This window comes from Psychrobacter sp. KFRI-CH2-11 (assembly GCF_038239325.1).
Taxonomy (GTDB): domain Bacteria; phylum Pseudomonadota; class Gammaproteobacteria; order Pseudomonadales; family Moraxellaceae; genus Psychrobacter; species Psychrobacter celer.
Genome location: NZ_CP151283.1, coordinates 1,088,396 through 1,108,122, shown reverse-complemented (window position 1 = coordinate 1,108,122; position 19,727 = coordinate 1,088,396). Strand labels below are relative to the sequence as shown.

Annotated in this window: 12 protein-coding genes, 2 tRNA genes and 2 other annotated features; of the genes, 6 read left to right on the top strand and 8 right to left on the bottom strand. The window is 40.8% G+C overall.

What is annotated here, in order from left to right; translation table 11 throughout:
• The first annotated feature begins 118 nt into the window (after positions 1-118).
• Positions 119-1,786, top strand: coding sequence for a sodium:solute symporter family protein (locus AADH33_RS04635; protein ID WP_093068989.1), 1,668 nt, complete (start codon positions 119-121; stop codon positions 1,784-1,786).
• Between the two features lie 94 nt (positions 1,787-1,880).
• A complete protein-coding gene (locus AADH33_RS04630; RefSeq protein WP_348549723.1) occupies positions 1,881-2,015 on the top strand; it encodes a putative transporter small subunit in 135 nt (44 codons plus the stop codon).
• Between the two features lie 33 nt (positions 2,016-2,048).
• Here the strand turns inward: AADH33_RS04630 and AADH33_RS04625 are convergent, their stop codons facing one another.
• Positions 2,049-3,125, bottom strand: a complete 1,077-nt coding sequence (locus AADH33_RS04625) for an RNA-guided endonuclease InsQ/TnpB family protein (protein ID WP_348549722.1) — start codon at positions 3,123-3,125, stop codon at positions 2,049-2,051.
• Positions 3,126-3,420: 295 nt separating this feature from the next.
• Between AADH33_RS04625 and AADH33_RS04620 the strand changes: the two genes are divergently transcribed.
• The 3 genes from AADH33_RS04620 to AADH33_RS04610 all read left to right on the top strand — a co-directional run bounded on the left by AADH33_RS04620 (position 3,421) and on the right by AADH33_RS04610 (position 5,232).
• Positions 3,421-3,494: transfer RNA gene (locus AADH33_RS04620), tRNA-Cys, on the top strand.
• A gap of 126 nt (positions 3,495-3,620) precedes the next feature.
• Positions 3,621-3,707 (top strand) — tRNA-Leu (locus tag AADH33_RS04615).
• A 163-nt stretch (positions 3,708-3,870) separates the two neighbouring features.
• Positions 3,871-5,232: a tyrosine-type recombinase/integrase gene (locus tag AADH33_RS04610; protein ID WP_348549721.1), complete on the top strand. Its 1,362-nt coding sequence runs from the start codon at positions 3,871-3,873 to the stop codon at positions 5,230-5,232.
• Positions 5,233-5,338: 106 nt separating this feature from the next.
• On the opposite strand, the gene AADH33_RS04605 is transcribed toward AADH33_RS04610, so the two are convergent.
• A complete protein-coding gene (locus tag AADH33_RS04605) occupies positions 5,339-6,319 on the bottom strand; it encodes a BREX system Lon protease-like protein BrxL (RefSeq protein WP_348549950.1) in 981 nt (326 codons plus the stop codon).
• Positions 6,320-6,370: 51 nt separating this feature from the next.
• Here AADH33_RS04605 and AADH33_RS04600 point away from each other — a divergent pair.
• Positions 6,371-7,590, top strand: a protein-coding gene (locus tag AADH33_RS04600) for an IS3 family transposase (RefSeq protein WP_348549720.1) whose coding sequence is annotated in 2 segments (ribosomal slippage) — positions 6,371-6,656 and positions 6,656-7,590 — 1,221 coding nt in all. Because the reading frame shifts where the segments join, the coding sequence is not laid out codon by codon here.
• Positions 6,646-6,762 (top strand) — a sequence feature (AL1L pseudoknot). Its footprint overlaps the gene before it by 117 nt.
• Here AADH33_RS04600 and brxL read toward each other — a convergent pair.
• From brxL to brxC, 6 genes are all read right to left on the bottom strand, one after another.
• Positions 7,554-8,702 (bottom strand): BREX system Lon protease-like protein BrxL, encoded by a 1,149-nt coding sequence (gene brxL / locus AADH33_RS04595; RefSeq protein WP_348549719.1) that lies wholly within the window; start codon positions 8,700-8,702, stop codon positions 7,554-7,556. The genes AADH33_RS04600 and brxL overlap by 37 nt on opposite strands.
• A 100-nt stretch (positions 8,703-8,802) precedes the next feature.
• Positions 8,803-11,073 carry a hypothetical protein gene (locus AADH33_RS04590; protein ID WP_348549718.1) on the bottom strand — a complete coding sequence of 757 codons (2,271 nt, stop codon included), beginning with the start codon at positions 11,071-11,073 and terminating at the stop codon, positions 8,803-8,805.
• A gap of 12 nt (positions 11,074-11,085) precedes the next feature.
• Positions 11,086-12,999 (bottom strand): hypothetical protein, encoded by a 1,914-nt coding sequence (locus tag AADH33_RS04585; protein ID WP_348549717.1) that lies wholly within the window; start codon positions 12,997-12,999, stop codon positions 11,086-11,088.
• Between the two features lie 40 nt (positions 13,000-13,039).
• Positions 13,040-14,259 (bottom strand): IS3 family transposase gene (locus AADH33_RS04580; RefSeq protein ID WP_348548560.1). Its coding sequence is split into 2 segments (ribosomal slippage): positions 13,040-13,974 and positions 13,974-14,259, totalling 1,221 coding nucleotides; the frame shifts between segments, so codons are not numbered across the junction.
• Positions 13,868-13,984 (bottom strand) — a sequence feature (AL1L pseudoknot). Its footprint overlaps the gene before it by 117 nt.
• On the bottom strand, positions 14,234-16,048 hold the full coding sequence (locus AADH33_RS04575; protein WP_348549716.1) for an Eco57I restriction-modification methylase domain-containing protein: 1,815 nt from the start codon (positions 16,046-16,048) through the stop codon (positions 14,234-14,236). Before AADH33_RS04575 ends, AADH33_RS04580 begins: the two co-directional genes overlap by 26 nt.
• A gap of 12 nt (positions 16,049-16,060) precedes the next feature.
• The gene (gene brxC / locus AADH33_RS04570; protein ID WP_348549715.1) at positions 16,061-19,726 is read right to left on the bottom strand and encodes a BREX system P-loop protein BrxC; all 3,666 of its coding nucleotides are present in this window, start codon (positions 19,724-19,726) and stop codon (positions 16,061-16,063) included.
• Position 19,727 lies beyond the last annotated feature (1 nt).

The window sequence follows — 19,727 nt, the reverse complement described above, 5'->3', positions numbered from 1 at the left end:
AACTGTTAGCACTGTGTGATGCCTCTACATAAGAATTTTATGGGCTTTATTGTATTCTTAACAGTTTTGGATAAAGTTATACTATTAAACTTTTATTTATGTAAAATAATCGCGAGGTATGAATTTGAAAACTGAGTCACTGTTCCAATTTTCATCGTTAACCATTATTTTATTGTTGTTAGCGTTTTATGGCGGCACGTATTTGTTGTCATTGCTTATCAAAAAAGACAAAGAAACCACTTCAGGATTTATGGTGGCAGGCCACGGCGTCGGCTTTGGCATGGGTGCTGCTAGTATGACCGCTACTTGGATTTGGGCGGCATCGTTTTATGCGGCGGCGACCTCTGGTTACAAGTATGGCGTGTCAGGGCCGATACATTACGGCTTTTGGGGCGCGCTGATGATCTTATTCATCTATCCTTTTGGTATGCGCTTTCGTGAGCTTGCACCCGATGGTCATACCTTAGGTGAGCTTATCCACGCCCGCCATGGCTCATCAAGCCAATTAATTTTAGCCATATCCAACCTTATGGGCAGCTTAATTAGCTTGATGGTCAACTTTACTGCAGCTGGGGCGTTGGTGTCGGTATTATCGCCATTATCGTTTCAGACAGGGGTCATGATTGCAGGTATCGGGGTGCTAAGCTACACCCTAACCTCAGGGTTTCGCGCTTCCGTCTTTACAGACTTTGCGCAATTGGTCGCTTTGATGGCCATCGGTATTGTCATTATTCCAGCGGTACTGTTTGCGATGGGTGGGCCACAAGTCATGGTCGATGGCCTCGCTAACCTCACGCTTGAACAGCAGGATTTCTTTTCATCCGAAGCGTTTTTTCAGCAAGGAGCGCCCTATTTTGTCGCTGTACTTGCTTATGCGATTGGTAACCAAACCATCACGCAGCGCTTGTTTGCGATCGATAAGACTAAGATTAAACAGACCTTTATTACCGCCACGGTCGGCTATGCTGGCATCGTCATCGGTCTTGGTATGATCGGATTGATGGCTTTGACCATCGGTATCGAGCCACTAGATGGCAATATGAACAACCTCATACCGCAGATGGTCAGCACTTACTTGCACCCTGTATTTATTGCCTTGTTCTTTATCTTGGTCATTGGCTCATTGTCATCGACTGCTGATTCGGATTTGTCGGCATTATCGACCATTATGATGGCAGATGTGTATGGCAAAAACATTGCCAAAGGCCGCGTCAAACCTAAGACCATGATGCTCGTTGGTCGTAGCACGATGATTATCGCCACCGCTGCCGGACTGATCTTTGCCAGCTTTAAGCTAGATATCTTGGTGATGTTGGTCTTTGTAGGGGCGCTGTGGGGCGCGATTGTTTTTCCGGTCATCGCCAGTGTGTTTTGGAACCGCGTGACCAATGCCGCCTTTACCTCGGCAGTCATCATCGGCCTACTGCTATTCTGTGTGGTACGCTTTGAGCTGCTACCGATGACAGGCTTTACTGCCCTTTTCTTTGAAATACTGGCCAGTGTGGGCGCCGCAGTCGTGATTGGGCTGATGGTCTTTGGCTTTTTGGGTCGTAAAATCGGCATGGTAGCGGCAGCGATCACGCTGGTACTGATGCTCATTTTTGCCACAGGCTTCTTACGTCAGTACATGGTACTACTGGCCTCACTAACGGCCTATGGTGCCAGCACCATCGCTTGTATCATCGTTAGCCTCATGGGTGATGAACACTTTGATTTTGCTTTAATCAATCAACGTGTCGGCGATTATGATAAAAAAGCCAAGGCATCGACCTCTGAGCTTTCATAAACACAGGTAGCGAGCACCGCTTGCGGGTTTAGCAGTCGGTCAATATATGACCCGCTGCACAGGCAACCCTTCATAAATACTATAAGGAGATATCATGGACAACGTCTTTATCTACGGCTTATATATTTTAATTTGGCCAGCCATTACGCTCGGCGTGCTGGTATTGATTTGTACCGCGACTTATCGCGATATCAAACGAGCCAGACGTAATAACGAAGAGATATTTTGACCTCCTCCCCTCCCTAAACGGATGGGATTCCTACTAAAGACGGCCAAGCCCGACCGCGAGAATGTTTTTTGCTCCATTAACATCTCTGTTATGGGTCGTTTTACAAGAACGACAAAACCACTCTCTTATACCAAGACCTTCTCTACCTTTCGGACTGTCTTGGCGAGAGCCGCAACACGAGCAGGTTTGGGTGCTGTACGCTTCATTGACTTCAAGATAGTGGCAACCTGCGTTCGCGCATTTGTAATCCAGTTGCCGCTTTATTTCAAACCAACCAGCGTCATAGACGGATTTGGCCAGTTTGGATGAAGTGAATGAGTTTGATTTAATCTTACCAACAACGATTAGGCTGTTGGCCTTAACAAGCTTTGATGTGAATTTATGGATTAAGTCTTGACGGGTGTTTTTGATCTTGGCGTGAATCGCACGGACCCGTTTTTTGTTTTTAGCTCTTTGGGCAACGGCCAGTTTTTCAGCATATTGATGGGTTAGCTTAGTGGTTAGAACATCGCCATTACTACTGACTGCTGAATCCTTACAGCCTAAATTAACACCGACTTGGCCAGTACCACACTTAATCTTTGGAAAGTCTTTAACGGTGACACAGGCATACCATCTGCCTCGTGCATCTTGTACCAGCTCACAGGTATTGATGTTGTAGAGCGAGAGATTATAGCTGTCCCATAGGTCTATTGTGAGCTTTTGACGGTTAGCGAGGCTAAATTGCAGGGTGCTTTTTAGAGATTTTTTACCGCTTTGGCGCGTACTGATATGCTTAATCGCGGTCTTTTTAAAAGGAATCCATCCCAAGCTTCTTCTCTTGGCTTTTGGGTTGTTGGTGCGCCAGTTGAGTTTGGCTTTTTTGAATTGTTTACGGGATTTAGCGTGAACCTCACTAATCGCTTGCAAGGTTTGGCTGTGCAAGTTTAAATACTCGCCACTACCTTTGGTATAAGCGGCCAAGTCATAGGCTGAAAAGAATTTGCCTGTGCGCTTAAGATGTTTAAAACTTAGCTCATTGACGTAATTCCAGACAAAGTTAACCGACCCAGCCAAGATATTGAGCTGAGTGGCGTGTTTGTCTTTGATGCGTAGCTTGAGCGTTTTCATGGAGTAATTATGATCTCAATGCAGCTGGGTATCAAGGGGTTCGCCATACTGGGCGACAATGGCTGACGCCTGATATCCACGCCCTAGAAGGACGTGGTTTTACGGCGTTAGATGATAAAAGTACACACTCAATGATCAGTACTCTCATCAGTGAGTCCGGCTCGCTGATGAGCCTGAATACGCAAAAAACTCATAAAAAAGCACTAAAATCAGCACAAGTGAGCATATAAGCTATTTTTAGCCAAAAAATGACTTGTAATTTAAATTATTTTTGCTAATATAGTCCACCTTGATTGGCTGGATGGCAGAGTGGTCATGCAGCGGACTGCAACTCCGTTAACGCCGGTTCGATTCCGACTCCAGCCTCCAATTATTTATTAACATCATGTTAATTTAGGCTTGCATTATCACCATAACCGCTTATAATAGCGACCACTTATCTTACCAGCGAAAAGCACTATCAACGCTTTTTAATGTATAGATAACACAAGTTTTGCCCGGGTGGTGAAATTGGTAGACACAAGGGATTTAAAATCCCTCGCTCTAACGAGCATGCCGGTTCAAGTCCGGCTCCGGGTACCATTACATAGTCCTATACTATCTTATAGAACAGCTAAAGCCCCTGATATCAGGGGCTTTGTTGTATCTGACGTCTTATACTGTCCTGCTATATCTATCCCAATCCATGCATCTGATGTACACTACTATGTACACTGGTTTTTAAATGTACATTGGGGTATCAGTCATGGAAGCACGCAAACCTATTAGCTCTGATCGTAGTATTAGCAGCCATAAAGCTAGTGACAAAGAATATCTCGTCTCTGTCAAAAACTATCCCATGCTGTATCTCATGGTCAGACCTAACGGCACTAAATCTTGGGTTTATCGCTACCTATCTCCTACTCACTCAAAAAATAAACGTATATCGCTTGGTGTTTATCCAAACGTATCGTTTTCACGTGCCTGTGAAATCTGGCGTGACTATGAAGAGCTATTGAGCCATAACATTGACCCCAAAGATCATCGTGAAGAAATAAAGAACAGTGTTATTAGTAAAAATAAAAACTCTTTTAATCATTTTGCTTGGGAATATTTTGATAATTTAGAGCAGACTCAAAAAGGTAATACGCTCATTCGTAAGAAAGGCCGCTTAGAGCTTATATGCTCATACATAGGTAATGACCCTATTAGTGAGATTGGCTCACCTAGAATGCTTGAAGTATTACTAGACATCCAAGCCAACTCATTAAACAAAGCTGGCAAGCCCACAGACAAGGCTGAGCGCTGTGCAGGTATCGCTAGTGATGTATTCGTCTATGCGGGCGCGCGTGGCTTTTGTAGCAGCAATCCTGCGGCATTAATCAAAAGCCAATTGGCTAAGTCGAGCTATGGTCATCGTCCTGCCATCACTAAGCCTAAAGATTTAGCTAAGCTACTACGTGATATAGAGACTATAGAAGGTGATCCAAACACGATAAACTCCCTTAGGCTATTAGCATTACTGTTTGTGCGTAATGGTGATCTAAGGCGCATGCGCTGGGCTGATTTGGACTTGGATGTTGGTAGGTGGACACTAAAGCCGCTCAAAGGACAAGGCAAGGTAAACATGGTCAAAGACATGGTGGTTCCCTTACCGCGTCAGGCAGTGTCTATCTTACGCGCGCAGCAGCAAATCAATGGTCATACTAAATTCGTCTTCTACAGTGAGACGGCAAAAAAGCATCAGATCATCTCTGATGCGACTGCGAATAAGCGGTTAAAGGATTTGGGCTATAAAGACATTCACTGCGCACATGGTTTTCGCGCGACAGCAAAGACCATCCTACAAGAGCAATTAAAGTATCCTCTCGTGCTTGTTGAGATGGCATTGGGTCATACAACCAAAGATCCTAATGGAACCGCCTATGGTCGATTTGAGTACATTGATGATCGTAGTGAGATGATGCAAAACTGGGCGGATTATTTAAATGCACTGCGTGAAGGCAGAGATACGGCAGAGTTTAGAGCGGATGTTAAAGATACAGCTGACCCTAATGCCCAGCTGCAAGCGTTGATTGCTCAGCTGGGAGAGGATCAGGTATTAGCTATGTTGAAGAGTAAGTCTTAAATATCTGACTGTTAAATGAACTGAGAAATATAATATTAGCTAAAAAGCTACTTTTAGCTAATCGTGTTAATCAGGAGTTTTCACTTGAGCTGTTTGTTATTATTGATTAATCCACAAGAATAGCTTTTTGCATTAGCAATTGATTGTTTTGATAAAACTGTATGTCAGTGTTACCCAACACCGTAGCAGGTATACCTGTTAGCTCTGATAAATTATCAATTGGTACGACCACAGACTTCGCACCGTTATCAGAAAGCATAGTAATTTTATCTGCAAAGTTAATAGCTCGCTCCACAGCACCACCGACAGAAATATTCCCAAGTACAGCAAGTCCAGACTTAAGGTTCTTTTTATATAAAGCTGACACTATGGCTATGTACACAGCTGAGCCAATACCTGATGATATTGAAGCCCCTAGCATATTGGTGATCTGAATAGTTATATCGTAATTCTTAAGAGAATGCTGCTCATTTAGAATCGTTTTTTCATTGGCATTTATATACTGGTAGGTGTTTTTGATATTGTCTTTAACAACCGTATTATTAACTCCAGATATATACATCTTACCTGATCCAGAGGTGACTACAGTCTCGATTCTAACCAAAGCCAAACTATCACCATCACTAGTACAAGTGTAACAGACGCCTGGTGGTAATGGTGTATTTTCTATTAAGTTCGAGCCTTTCTCTTCTGGTAAACCAACGAAGTGCTCTTCTTGAGTTTCTTTGTCGATATAAGAAAAGTTAGTCTCCCAAAACTCCATACCGCCAATACGCTTAAGCTGCTCTTTGACACGTCGGCGCATTTCGAGTGCAATCTCTAAATATTCTCGAACATCTTCTTTCGTGTACTCTCCATCAGGATGCATTAGCTTGATAAAGCCAGAAACAGTCTTTTTAACAGGCTTGGTATCACGCTGCTTAAGATGAGATCCTAATGAAAAGTAATCCTCTAGGACGTCTGTATAAGTCACTCTACGCAGGGATTTGAGCGCTTCTGAAAAATAATCTGTACTAAAGCCAAAATTAGAGGTGAAGTGATGAGGTGAAAACTTAATCATCTCCCAACCCGGAAGATAAAAATGGATATGAACCGCCCCGGGATTGTCGGAGACCTAATATTCTGAGAGAATACGACAATGAAAAGACAAACCTATACTCCCGAAATTAAAGAACGCGCCGTTCGCATGCTGATAGAAGCGTCGAGCGACTATCCCTCCACTTGGTCAGCTATTCAAGCCATTGCTCCTAAGATTGGCTGCACGCCTGAAACCCTGCGATCGTGGCATAAAAAGCACATCGATAGAACTATACCAGCTAATATTCAAGCTGAGGATCAAGCTGCACGTATTAAAGAGCTTGAACGCGAGAATAAAGAGCTCAAGCAAGCTAATGAAATTATACGCAAAGCAGCCGCTTTTTTCGCCCAGGCGGAGCTCGACCGCTGACTAAAATCATGATTCAATTCATCGACGACAATAAACATCTTTATGGGGTCGAGCTGATCTGTAGAGTATTACCGATTGCCCCGTCAACTTATTATCGTGCTCAAGACTTAAGCGACAACCCACACAAGCGCTCATTACGCAGTCAGCATGACGACTACTATCTCAGCGAGATTAAACGCATCTGGCAGGACAGTAAATGCCGTTATGGTGCGCGTAAGGTTTGGCAGCAGATGCAAGCGGAAGGCATAAAGGTTGCTCGTTGCACCGTAGAGCGTTTAATGAGACAGCATGACCTACAAGGCGTCTGGCGTGGCAAAAGCAAAATTACCACCAACAGCCGTGACGACCAAAAACGCGCTGATGACTTAGTCAATCGTAACTTTAGTGCTCGTCGTCCTAACCAGCTCTGGGTGGCGGACTTTACCTATATCAAGACGACAAGCGGCTGGGTATATACCGCTTTTATTATTGATGTGTTTGCTCGCGCTATTGTGGGCTGGAAAGTCTCTAATCGCATGAACACCGATATGGTGATGGCGGCATTAAATCAAGCGCTAACAGACAGGAATAACCCTAAGGATGTCATTCATCACAGTGATCGAGGCGTTCAGTACTTATCCATTCGCTACACCGATAAGATGACAGACTGCGGCGTGATTGCGTCTGTTGGTACAACAGGCGATTCTTATGACAATGCATTGGCTGAAACGGTCAATGGGCTGTACAAGTCTGAGGTGATTCATTATTTAAAGCAGAACTGGACTGGTGTGAACGATGTTGAATTAGCAACCCTTGAGTGGGTAGATTGGTTCAATAAAACACGACTGCATAGTAGGATTGGTTATGTCTCGCCTTTTGAGTTTGAAAAGCGGTATTATGACAATTTAACCCTATCAGGCATTGCTGCCTGACTCAAGTAAAACACTCTCCGATATAGTCGGGGCGGTTCAATACGATCTAAAAATGCTGTATCGTTATTCACCTCATCCGAAAGTGGACTAAATAAGTGAGAAGTCTGTAAGACGGTTTCCACTGGCTGGTTAATATTACCGTTGAAAATTATCGAGGCAACACCAGTAATTTCCCCTCCAGCTCCTGCTCGTGAAAACGATCCTGACTCCATGTAATCTTTCATTAAAGGGATGGCATCTCGATCTTTGAAAATCTTATCTGTCGCTTCGTCAAAACAGATAGCATCCCATTGTCCTACTGACCCCACTTTGTTGGTAGTTCCGTGTACAAATAGCTTAGCGACTGTTCCTTGTCCACCAGATATCAATACTGCGTAGGGTGTTAGCTCTTTAAATACAAATGATTTACCAGTCGATCGTGGCCCCAGCTCAATGAAGTTAAAGTTACTTTCAACCATTGGTAATAAACGAGATAACAACAACATCTTGATGCGGTCGGTTACGCCTTCTGCATTAGGCTCATAGCCACAGCTTCTCAATAAAACATCTAACCACTCACTTTTAGTAAACTCTTTACGCTTACTAATTATTTTACTGTTGTCAAATGTAGATAACTGTATTGGCTTGATATTACTGATAACGAAAGGATAGATATTTTGGCCTATTTTGATATCAGAGTCGTATTCAACGTCAATGATTGCCCAAATGCCACCCATCAGCATTTTTTCATGCTCTGTAACTAGGCTATCTCGAATATTGCCATTTCTTATATTACTGTTTTGTAGACTAGCCCAGTACATATCTCTATTAGAGTCCAACTCAACTGAAATCTTATCAATGATCTTAAAGCGACCTTTTTCTCGTATTTTAGAGTGTATCAACGCACTTTCTTCAGGATTAACATAGTGCTCGCTAAGAATTTTCTTAACGTTGCTCATGCCCTCTTTGATCTTTTCTTCATCGTCAGTCGAGCAAGAGTTGGCAATTAAGTACTCCAATACAAATACAGGTACATTAGCCCCTACCTTGACTGAGCGTACTAGGTCTTTTTTTACTACATAACCTTTAAAATGCTCTAAGAGTTTTTGGTCTAACTCATTTAAGACAAACATTGCCAATTCCTTGTTTTAACTCTTAGTAAATACCGCTAGGAAAATTAAAAGAAGCTCTATCAGTAGTATCGATACTAATAATGAATGAAGTATGAGCTTTTTAGAAGAGCCCACCTAGATCGCGATCATTATTCTTTTTGACCACAACTCGATCAAGCTGCTGTTTCGTTACAGCATCAATGAGTTGCACCTCAATTTCGTTATGACCATCAAAGGTATACTCTTTACCGAGCTCGCTGTTACTTTGAATAGCTATTACATCACTCTTATTAATGATGCTCTTATTAGCTGAAAATAACAGCATGACCTTTCGCTCTTGCGTGAACAGGTCTACTTCACTTGCATTTGCTTTTAGTGCTATTCGATAAAGCTCTCCAGTGACGCTAAGCAATTCACTTTTATTAGCAATAGACACCTCTAAGTTTAATCCTTCATCACTGTCTTTTGACCAACAAAAATATGGCGTTACCAGCTCTTGAGGCGCTAAGCCACCGTGAGCAAACCCATAGGTACTAGGCGTTTTGAAAGGATTCATACTCTTAGCAAAGTAAAGATAATTAAAGTTTTTATAGCCCTTGGCTTTCTCAACAAACTTCTCTGTAAAACTGCTATCTTGTTTGTCCACAGTCCACATATAGCGTTCATATATGCTTGCGTCACCTGTAGGCTTATTAGTAATCTTATCAGCTTCAGTTAGAAGCCCCGTTAGTACAAAACCATGATCCGTAATGAGATAAACTTTTGCATAACCAATTTTTAGTAGCTGGTTGATTTTTTCACCAAAGAAATCGATGGACTCAGGGAAGTATTTTAGCGCTTTACTGTTGAGCTTATCTCCCATGTCATCGATATCTTTATAAGTACAAATTAGCACTCGCCCTGTCAAAGCTTCATCGTTCACTTCATCTAGACGTATATAGTCGATACTAGTACCAGAGTTTTTCGCTGTGAGGAATTTTTCACGCTTACTCTGTATAGGCTCTACGGTGCCATCAGAGATATAGATATGGCTCATGTTGTTTTCAGTAACAGAAGGCCAGTCAGCAAGAATGTGCTTGCGTTTTAGCTTGCTGTCGCTGCCTAAGCTTTCGACCTTTATCGCTACCTGTTCAGCGATCTCATAAGCGACCCCATCACCTACGATAACAGCAATCTTACCGCTGTTTGAATCGATGATGTCTTGTAATATGCCAGTCTGATCTTCTTGATACTGATCGAAATACATAAACCATTTATCTAAAAATAATGCAACATAGCCTTTATACAACTCTTGAAAAGGATCAAGGACATCGTCTTGTTGCAAAAATTCAGTATATAGATTACGTATTGCTGTATCTAAAGGGCTGAAGTGGTCTTTATAGTAATCGACACATTCAGCAAAAGTATTTAGATAGGCAATATTTTTGGGCTCAAACTCTAGCAAGGTAATTATGTCTTTCCAAAAGGTAATTCCTACTGCTTGAGCCTGCTTGCTCTTATGGCGTTGTCTTAGTTTAGCTATCAGCTGAGACTTCTCTCCTTGATCAAGCTTGTTATTAGCCAACTTGTGACCTATTTGCTTTAGCCAATTATTGTCTACCTGCCTAAAAGGATGATTTGGATCAACGCGCCATATATCTAAATTTGCATCTAACGTGTATTTAGCAAGGTAAGCTGCAAATGAATCACGATAGCTCATAGAGTCTAACCAAGTGCAGTACACCTCCATTAGTGTGCTATTACAGCTATTGGTCGCCAGACCATCTAATAAAGCCTTGACGACTTCATCAGCTAGTGTTTTGGCTGGCTTGTCCATATATTCTTGGCCAAGAAGATCATTAACTTTACGATAAAAAGTTGTACGTATTTCCTGATCATACTTGTCTGTTTCATAAGCTTTCGGGTCATGAACGAAAGGAAGCAGCTCTTTTTTAAGATCAAATATCTCGGACGCACCTTTATGACTTAAATCCATCCAGTAAGTACGATCTTTACCAACACTCACTTTAGCAGCCGCTATCAGATCTTCTTTAGGTAAGTTGATATTAATGTTCAATGTCTCATGAACGTTGTCACTGACATAATTCTGTAGATAGCGTATTTCGATACAACCATTAGTTTCGCAATACTCACGTATAAAAGTAAGCTTACTTTTAGCGAGCTGGGTATAGATCACAAATTTTTGATCCAATAAAGAGTTTTGCTGTAGCGCTTTTTCAAGCTTATATTTAGCTTCTAGCTCATCCAACTCACCACTGGTACGATAGATCGTAGTATCACTTTCTAGAGTTTTTAATAAAAACTCAGCCTCACCGCTTTCATCAACGAATACTGCTACTGGATGCTTTTCATGGATGCGTGATAAGTCTTTCTTAAACCAAGTATCAATCATAATAAGGCATCCTTACCAGTCAGCATTGAGGTATTTTTTAAGTTGGCCAGCATTGAGCACATCGTAAGCCAGCATTTTCTTCTGCTGTAATGGTGCGATATTCTTACCCACTCCATCATCTAGGATTGGGTTATAGCCCTCTTCTAGTAATTCATCAATCTTACCCTTAAAGACTTCAATCTCTTTCAACTGCTTAAAGATGCGATCTTTTTCATTCTGGGCACTGGCACTCTCATTCTCAGCGATATCACTCTGACGGTTCTGTAGGGCACGTTCACGGTTCTCTATATAGACGGAGCGAAGACGCATTAAATTATCACGGCTCCACTTATAAATAATAATATAGCAATCAAACCCCTGCTCTGGGCCACTGGTGAGGTGCCAGATAAAAGGAGTTTTAGGTAGGTACATAAATAAGTTTAAATGATCAGATAGCTCTGCGAAAAAGTTCTTGTTGATGTAGTCATTAAGTGGGCGGCCGAGCACAGAATCAAAATTAGAATACTGAGCACTAGTAAAGCCCTTTTCATAGAACTTTTCTTCTATCAAGTCTAGTAGTTGCTTTCCACCAGAATTCGGCATTAACGAAATAATACCATCCTCATCTTCCATGAGAATTTCACGGATCATATCCGCAAGGAACTCCATAGCTAGCGTATTCATACGCTGCTTTGGTATTATTTTACTTTGCTTAAACCAGTACCAAACGTTTATAGGATTAACTTGATGACGTTTACAGAACTGTTCTAAGTTATTATTACTTTGATATAACGTTTGAAAATCACTTTCAATGGTTTCACGCTCGGTGAGCGTAAACTCTTTAGTTGGTAGGCTTTCTATAAAATCAAAGCTTGCATTCAGAGGGAGTTCTTCAACAATCTTCAAGTCTGTTAAGTAAGCTATCCTCGCGTGGGAAGAAACTGCTAAGCCTCCAATACTCTCGCCCTCTTTAGCAACAACCACTGCTCTATCATGCTGCGTTAAATTATAGACCTCAAATATTTTTTTATTAATAATAGCTTCGTTAATTAAAGTTTGAGTAAGTAGATGATTTTCATAGTTAAAATATGCTTTAAACTCATCTTTATTGACTCTTGCTATTGGCGCATGATTCAATTCTATTAAAGAGTAACTACACAACTGCTGTTTAATCTTGGTATTTAGACTAGCTAAATGAGAAACCTCTACTTCAATCTTTTTAGTCGGAGTTGTGAACGGTATTCGTTTTATGTCACCAACTTGTGTTTTAACTGTTGGGTTTAAACAACTAACTATATAAGAAGCTAATTCTGAATTGATAAATCCCAAAAGATAATTAATATCATGTGATCCTTTTGGAAAGATTAGTGGAGCGTCATTGTCAAACATATTTCCTTCAGGTACATATCGGAAAGAGGCACCCTTCGAGCTTGATCCTGAGAAGTTCACACCTTCTTTTAAATACCCTTTTGTAGGTACTGAAGAGTTAGTTTCCAATACGTTAACTGTGGTCCACAAATTCCCAAACCATTTATTATGCGGGCCACCTTTACAGTACAGCACCCATTTACTATTCTCAGAATAACTAACTTTATTAGAGGCTATTTCCCACCAAAAGCGTAAGAATCTATTGTTATTGCCTGTTTGAAGGCCATTTTTTATATTGAAATATTTACCTAGTGAGTCAGCTCCAAACTTCTCTCTAAAATCATCTGAAATCCAATATATAAATGGCCAAGTCTCAATAACTTTTAATTTTGATTGCGGAATGCTATAAATATTAGAATTTCTAGTATTTTTAATTAAGCTATCATATGCCACAACAAAGCTGTCGTATCGAATTCCTTCATATATATTATTTAGTTTTATGAATCGTGACTCAGTATCACTCTTAACTTTATTCAAGATGTACATAACTGAATCTACACGTGCAGAAGGATGAAACATGTGAACCGCCCCGACTTTATCGGAGACTTATTTACTTGAGTCAGGCAGCTTCACCTGACAAGGTTAAATTATCATAATACCGCTTTTCAAACTCAAAGGGTGACACATATCCAATCGTGCTATGCAATCGTGTTCTATTAAACCAATCCACCCATTCAAGGGTTGCTAGTTCAACATCGTTCACACCAGTCCAGTTCTGTTTTAAATAATGAATCACCTCAGACTTATAAAGCCCGTTGACCGTTTCAGCTAATGCATTATCGTATGAATCGCCTGTCGTACCGACAGAAGCTATAACACCGCATGTAGCCATTTTATCAGTATAGCGAATGGATAAATACTGAACCCCTCGATCACTGTGATGAATCACATCTTTGGGATAGTTTCTATCTGCTATTGCTTGATTTAACGCCGCCATCACCATATCTGTGTTCATACGATTAGATACTTTCCAGCCCACAATAGCGCGAGCAAACACATCAATAATAAAAGCGGTATACACCCAGCCGCTTATCGTCTTGATATAAGTAAAGTCTGCCACCCAGAGCTGGTTAGGGCGATGAGCGCTAAAGTTACGATTGACTAGGTCATCAGCACGCTTTTGATCATCACGGCTGTGAGTTGTTATTTTACCCTTACCGCGCCAGACACCTTGTAGGCCATGCTGTCTCATTAAACGCTCTATGGTACAACGAGCAACCTTTAACCCGTCAGCTTTCATCTGCTGCCATACTTTACGAGCGCCATAGCGGCATTTGCTGTCCTGCCAGATGCGTTTAATCTCGCTGATGTAAAAGTCGTCATGTTGACTGCGCAGTGAGCATTTTTCAGGGTAGCTCTCCAAGTCTTTAGCACGGTGATAGGTTGATGGGGCAATCGGTAATACTCTACAGATCAGCTCGACCCCATAATTATTCTTATGATCGTCGATGAATTGAATCATGATTTTAGTCAGCGGTCGAGCTCCGCCTGGGCGAAAAAAGCGGCAGCCTTACGTATGATCTCATTGGCTTGCTTGAGCTCTCTGCATTCGCGTTCAAGCTCCTTGATGCGCTCTTTATCACTTTGCGCTTGCACCGATGCAGGAATAGTTTGATCGATGTGTTTTTTATGCCACGACCGCAGGGTTTCAGGCGTACAGCCAATCTTAGGGGCAATGGCTTGAATCGCTGACCATGTGGAGGGATAGTCGCCCAACGCTTCTATCAGCATGCGAACGGCGCGTTCTTTAATCTCAGGAGTGTAGTTTCGTGTTTTCATTGTCGTATTCTCTCAGAATGTTGAGTCTCCGACAATCCCGGGGCGGTTCAATGCCTAAGTAACCCCATTCTACGAATAAATCGAGATGAGTCTTTTCTACCATAAACTCTCGTACATCACTAAAAGTTTTAATGTACATAAATGTTTGAGGGTGAACTAAAGCTAGGACACCATAATCATTTGTAAGATCATAACAACGTTTAATAAAGGTTGCATATAAGTTAGTACTAAAGTTATAAGGTTTTTTATAATTATCGTTAACAAACTTCTTTAAGTCTGGTCCGAAGTCAGTACTGTCTGTATAAGGTGGATTTGCTGTAGCCACATCATATTTAGTCGTTAAAAGCTCAAGGAACGTAATGGCATCCTGAGTTTGACTGGTTAAAAAGGTATCACTGCTTGTACGTGCATACTGCTCGACGGCTTCAGACAAGTTCTTAAAGAAAGTTTCAGCAAAGCTTTGATGCTCAGCCAAGTCCGCTGCTGCAAACAGATCATCATGAGCTCGCTCTTCGACAGCTCGTAGCTGATCTTGTATCTGCTCATCAATTCTAACTAGAGAACCAAATTTATAAGCGTTCTGTAGGTCACTCCATACCTTCTCTATCAGCTCTTTTTGGTTTTTATTTAGTGTATTGCCTTGCTCGAATATTTGGCGGACACGATCATATTCAGGCAGGTAGAAATCAGATGAGACGACGTTATAGTTTATTTCACCAATACTGCTGCGCTTCTTCTTAGCTTTGATAAACAACCCAAGCTGAGCTAGCTGAATGGCTCGATCATCAAGATCAATACCATGCAGGTTGTTTTCTATAATAAGCTTGGCTATATCACTTTCTTCATAGTCAGCGCCATAGTTTTCTATCTGATCGATATATAGCTCGTAGAAGAAGTCAAAGGCGTACAGTAAAAAGTTACCTGAGCCACATGCTGGATCAATGATTTTGACTTCATGTAATGGCTTGGGAATGCGAGCCTGAGTAGAAGGTGCGTTGGCAATTTTATGATTGTCTTTAATCTCAGAATCTGGGTACATCTCGAGATACATCTTGCCTAGTGAGTTCTCGACGAGAAACTGTACTACCCAGCGCGGCGTATACACTTGCGATTGCAGTGAGACCTTGTGGTATTCGGTCTTATCTTTGCTGTCTTTGTGGGCTTGTTTCTTTTGATTGTTATAGCTCTCATACATCCAACCTAAGACATCATCACTGTTCCAAATACCTTCTACATATTCTTTAGTGATTTGTTCATCTATCTCGACTGCGTTAAACCGATCAATGATGTCGTTGAGACTGATAGTGTCTGGTAGTAATGCATAAGCGTACGCTTTACTATAGAGCGGTAGAGTCCCACCTAGCTCATCAAAGGCAAACTTAATATAGTCTCGGATTCCTTCAAGCTCTTCGTCACGCATGTGGGAATATATCTCTAGCCACATTTTATGACCAAGTGAGCGGTCTCCATGCTCTACCTGCTTGATTAGAACTGGTGGGAACAAGTTAGCCGCTTCCATGACTTTAATAGCAGCTAGGCGGTTAAACAGGGTAAAAGTTAGCTCATCTAACAGCTTTTCACGACCACTCTCGTAGCTACCTGTCTCACTGATATGATTATCCAGCATAGCGATAAAACGCTCACGCTTAGCTTTAATCTCGTCAGGTAGGTTGGCAACTTTGTCGTCGTCCATTTGCTTAGTCTTACCAAAGCCTAATCGAGCAAACTGTTTGTCAAAAGACGCTTCTATCAATTCTCTTATTTGCTCTACGTGATCAGCTAACTTCATTCCGTTTCTACCTTAGTCTTGTATTTCTATTTCGAGTTCAATTTCATCTTCGGGCTTTGCACTCGCCAATGCTCGCAGTTGATCACTTAAAAACGTCTTATAGTCCTGCACAGTCATTACTCGGCTAGGTATGTTAAAAGCAACCTTGCGAGGTTTTTTAGGTGCTGGTGGTGTGTATTGATCAGAGTCACTCTCGTTATTACTATCTATATTAGAGACAAGCTCTGAAACGTCTGGCTGTGGTGGCAACTCTTTAATAAAGCCACTCTTTAGGATCAGTAGCTCATTGTCTTTCAAAGGTGCTTGAATAGTGTAATTCAAAATATCAGATAACGAATAACCACTATTTGAGCAATTGGTACTATAGCCTAGAGCAGGTTCACCAACCACACGTTTGTCTACATAATTCTTTATTGAGTCTAATTGTTGCAGGTTTCGTTGATTAGGTTCAGCAGGATACTTTTGAAGCTCACGCTGCGCTTCGTCCACCTTACCTTGAAGTAATCTATACTCGTGGCTCATTGCTTCTGAAGCCGTTTTAACGAGCTTATAGTAAGCATCCTTCACTACCTGCACTTGTTGCTGGAGCTCACCGAAGTTTTTGACTATATCTTGCTTAAATAGACGATCAAAATTTTGAGACGAGTCTTCGATATCGACGTTCTTACGATCCGCTTTCTCAAGCTCTTGTTTGACATCATCAATAAACTGTTGGAAACCTTTTACTTTTGGGAGATTATTTTTGACAAACTTCTGCGTTTTTAAAATCGTTTTAATAGCATTACTAAACTCATCTTTATTACCTAAAAGCAATTCAACCTTATCGATATAGTTACTCTCTATCACCTTTCCAGAAAAGGGCTGTAATATGGTTTTTAGTTTAACTACTGCTGGGAAAAGCCCATCGAAATTATCTTCAGTACTATGAAGGCTGTTGATTGCGCCAATAAAATATGTTGCCAAAGCGCTGATACTTTCAGCTAAATCAAAGTCATTAATATTCCAGTCGACTTTCTTATCAATATAGTCCTGAGCTGATAGATCCATTAGCAACTGCACAGCTTGACTCTTTTGTGTGGCCGTTAAATTAGCGGTAATTGACTTAAAAGAAGCAGATTTAAACTTAGTGGTATTAGTAAAAGCCTCATGCACTGCTTTCTCATCGTGTGAAAAATAGGTATCGTTATTAAACTTAACAGACAAGCGGCCAGCACGAAGTAAAGCTGCAAGCGAAGCCGCTAAAGTACCATAGCTATAGCCCCACGGCGCTCCCGAAAATTCACTTTCTAAGGACTTGCCATCTATGTAACGAGCTTTGATTTTAGCGTTTAGCTCTTCAACAACTTTAAGATTATCACCAACGAAGTTACCGTTTTTATCAAAAAACTGAAAGTCGTTCGCTGTAAATAAATCGCTGATGCTTTCCTTGTGTGTACTAAATATTTTAGGGACTAAGTTTTCAGAAAGCTGATTAGATAAGCGCTTGGTAAAAACATTCTTCACTGCACTCTGTTGATTGGTATTTATAATACTTTTAAATCCATCGATATTTAGTAGCTCGTCACTGTACATATAAACCAAAGTGGCGTTGTAATAGGCATCCTCAATCAGCCCTCTTAAAGCTCTTTGTTTTTCTTCTCGAATAATTTGAAACTGTCGAACAATTTGGCGTTTGTTGATATCTTTTTCGTTTGAGTACTTATCTTCAATATGCTTATAACGCTCTACTTCACCTATTAACTTATCTATTTTAGAAAAGTCAGATGTTTTAGGTATCAGAGTAATAGTATCTTTTTGATATTGTGTATCTAACTTCAACTGCTCCACAACATCCTGTCTATCTTCATTGATATTGAATAAGCTATAAATAATGAGTTTTAGCGCTTTATCATTAGATGCAACTAACACTTCCCCAGAGTCTGTTTCTACATTGAACTTAAAGGAATCGCTACCGTCACTGTAAGATGCCACCGGACTAAATATTTTATAATCAATTAAGTGCTTAGTAAGCTCGCGTTTTTTTCTAAACAACTCGATATCAAAGCTATTCATCTCTTCTAACATCTTACCTTCAAGATCAGAGGTAATCTTGTAGTTATTATTAGAGGACAGTAGAACTTTCGCATCAAGCAATAGACCTAAAGCTGATTCAATTTTAGGCTTATAGTCGTAATAACTGGTTATATCCGAAATAAAGCTCTTGGTAATATTATCTAGGTTCGGTTCAACCACTTCTGAATCAGAGAGTAAATGTATGGTTTTTAGTAACTGTTCGCCATCAACTTCGATATCACTATTTCTAAGTGTCTTTTTCGCTGTATCGTATTTATTGACTAAATCAATTGGCGGTGCAGTTTGAGCCTGATCACAAATCTCAAACCCTCGAGTAAAAGCATACAACTCTTTATCTCGCATCTGCTTTCGTAATATGTCAAACGTAGTAATAATCATCCCACGAGCAGCGACCTGTGTGGCTACTAAAGCATTTGAACTGAACAGGAATTTTTGTAAGATATCAAATTGATACTTATGGAAAGGATAATAAATAGCGAAGTCATCGGCTGACTCTGTTATTGTTGGGAATGAAGACTTTAGGTTGGTAGCATCGCTAATAAGGCCCTCGTTTTTCTTATAGTAAGCAAGCAGGTCTGCATTAGCTTGCTCCGTTTTCTTTAGTAGGCGGCTTCGAATGATAATATCTACTTCGGTCGATTCCAGATGAATCTTGGTCTTAAAGCGATCCGTTACTTTTATTAAGTTACTTCGACTTATATTTGCGTTGTTAATAACGTCATCAAGCTTTTCTTGGGCAATAGCAATCGTCCAAACTTTATTACTAACACTTGAAAGCGCTTCACTAATACCCTCTAGGTCTAATAGTGTGAATTTTCTTTGACTAATAGCTTCACTGGCTTCATCAAAAATAAAAACCAAAGTCTCGTCAGAGTTAAATTTAAAATAACGGTTTAAAGCCTCTTTAAACTTACTGGCTGAGAAATCATCTATCGCAGCACTATATATATTTTTAGTATCTTCATAATCGTCCTCGCTATCACCCATTTCGATATAAGCTCTGCGCATGACTCCAGCAACTCTACGGTTGCTTTTTTTAAGCTCATCCCAAGGCTCTGACTCAAGCCTCTGTACTACAGCTTTAAGCTCATCGAGCTTACCATCAATCAGAAGATCAAACTCCATGTAGCCATAGATATCGTCTCTTAAACCCAAGTTCTTTAATAGATTAGCGAATAAGGTAAAAGCTAGACCACGCTCCGTATTTTGTTTTGCAACATCTAAAAAAACGACACGGCTATTAATCTTATCTAAGTTTCGAATGGAGTTCTCGATAAGACTCGCGTCAGTCACACCTTTTAGTCTAGGTATAAAACGCTCTCGTGCAGGGGTACCATTAATGATAGGGTTATCGATAATATAACCTAGCATCTTTCCGAAATAAGACTTACCAGAGCCATAGAAGCCCGATAACCAAACCCCCGTCTCTTTGATATTTGATGTGAACTCATCAGAAAACTCACCTAAATGCTTACCAATCCCTTCAGTAACAATATAAGACTCAATTTCTTGCTGGATCTCTGCCTCTGACCGATCCTCAAGATCAATAACGTTCTTAATATCTTCATTAAGATCTAATACAAGTATGTCTTTTATAGTTGTCATG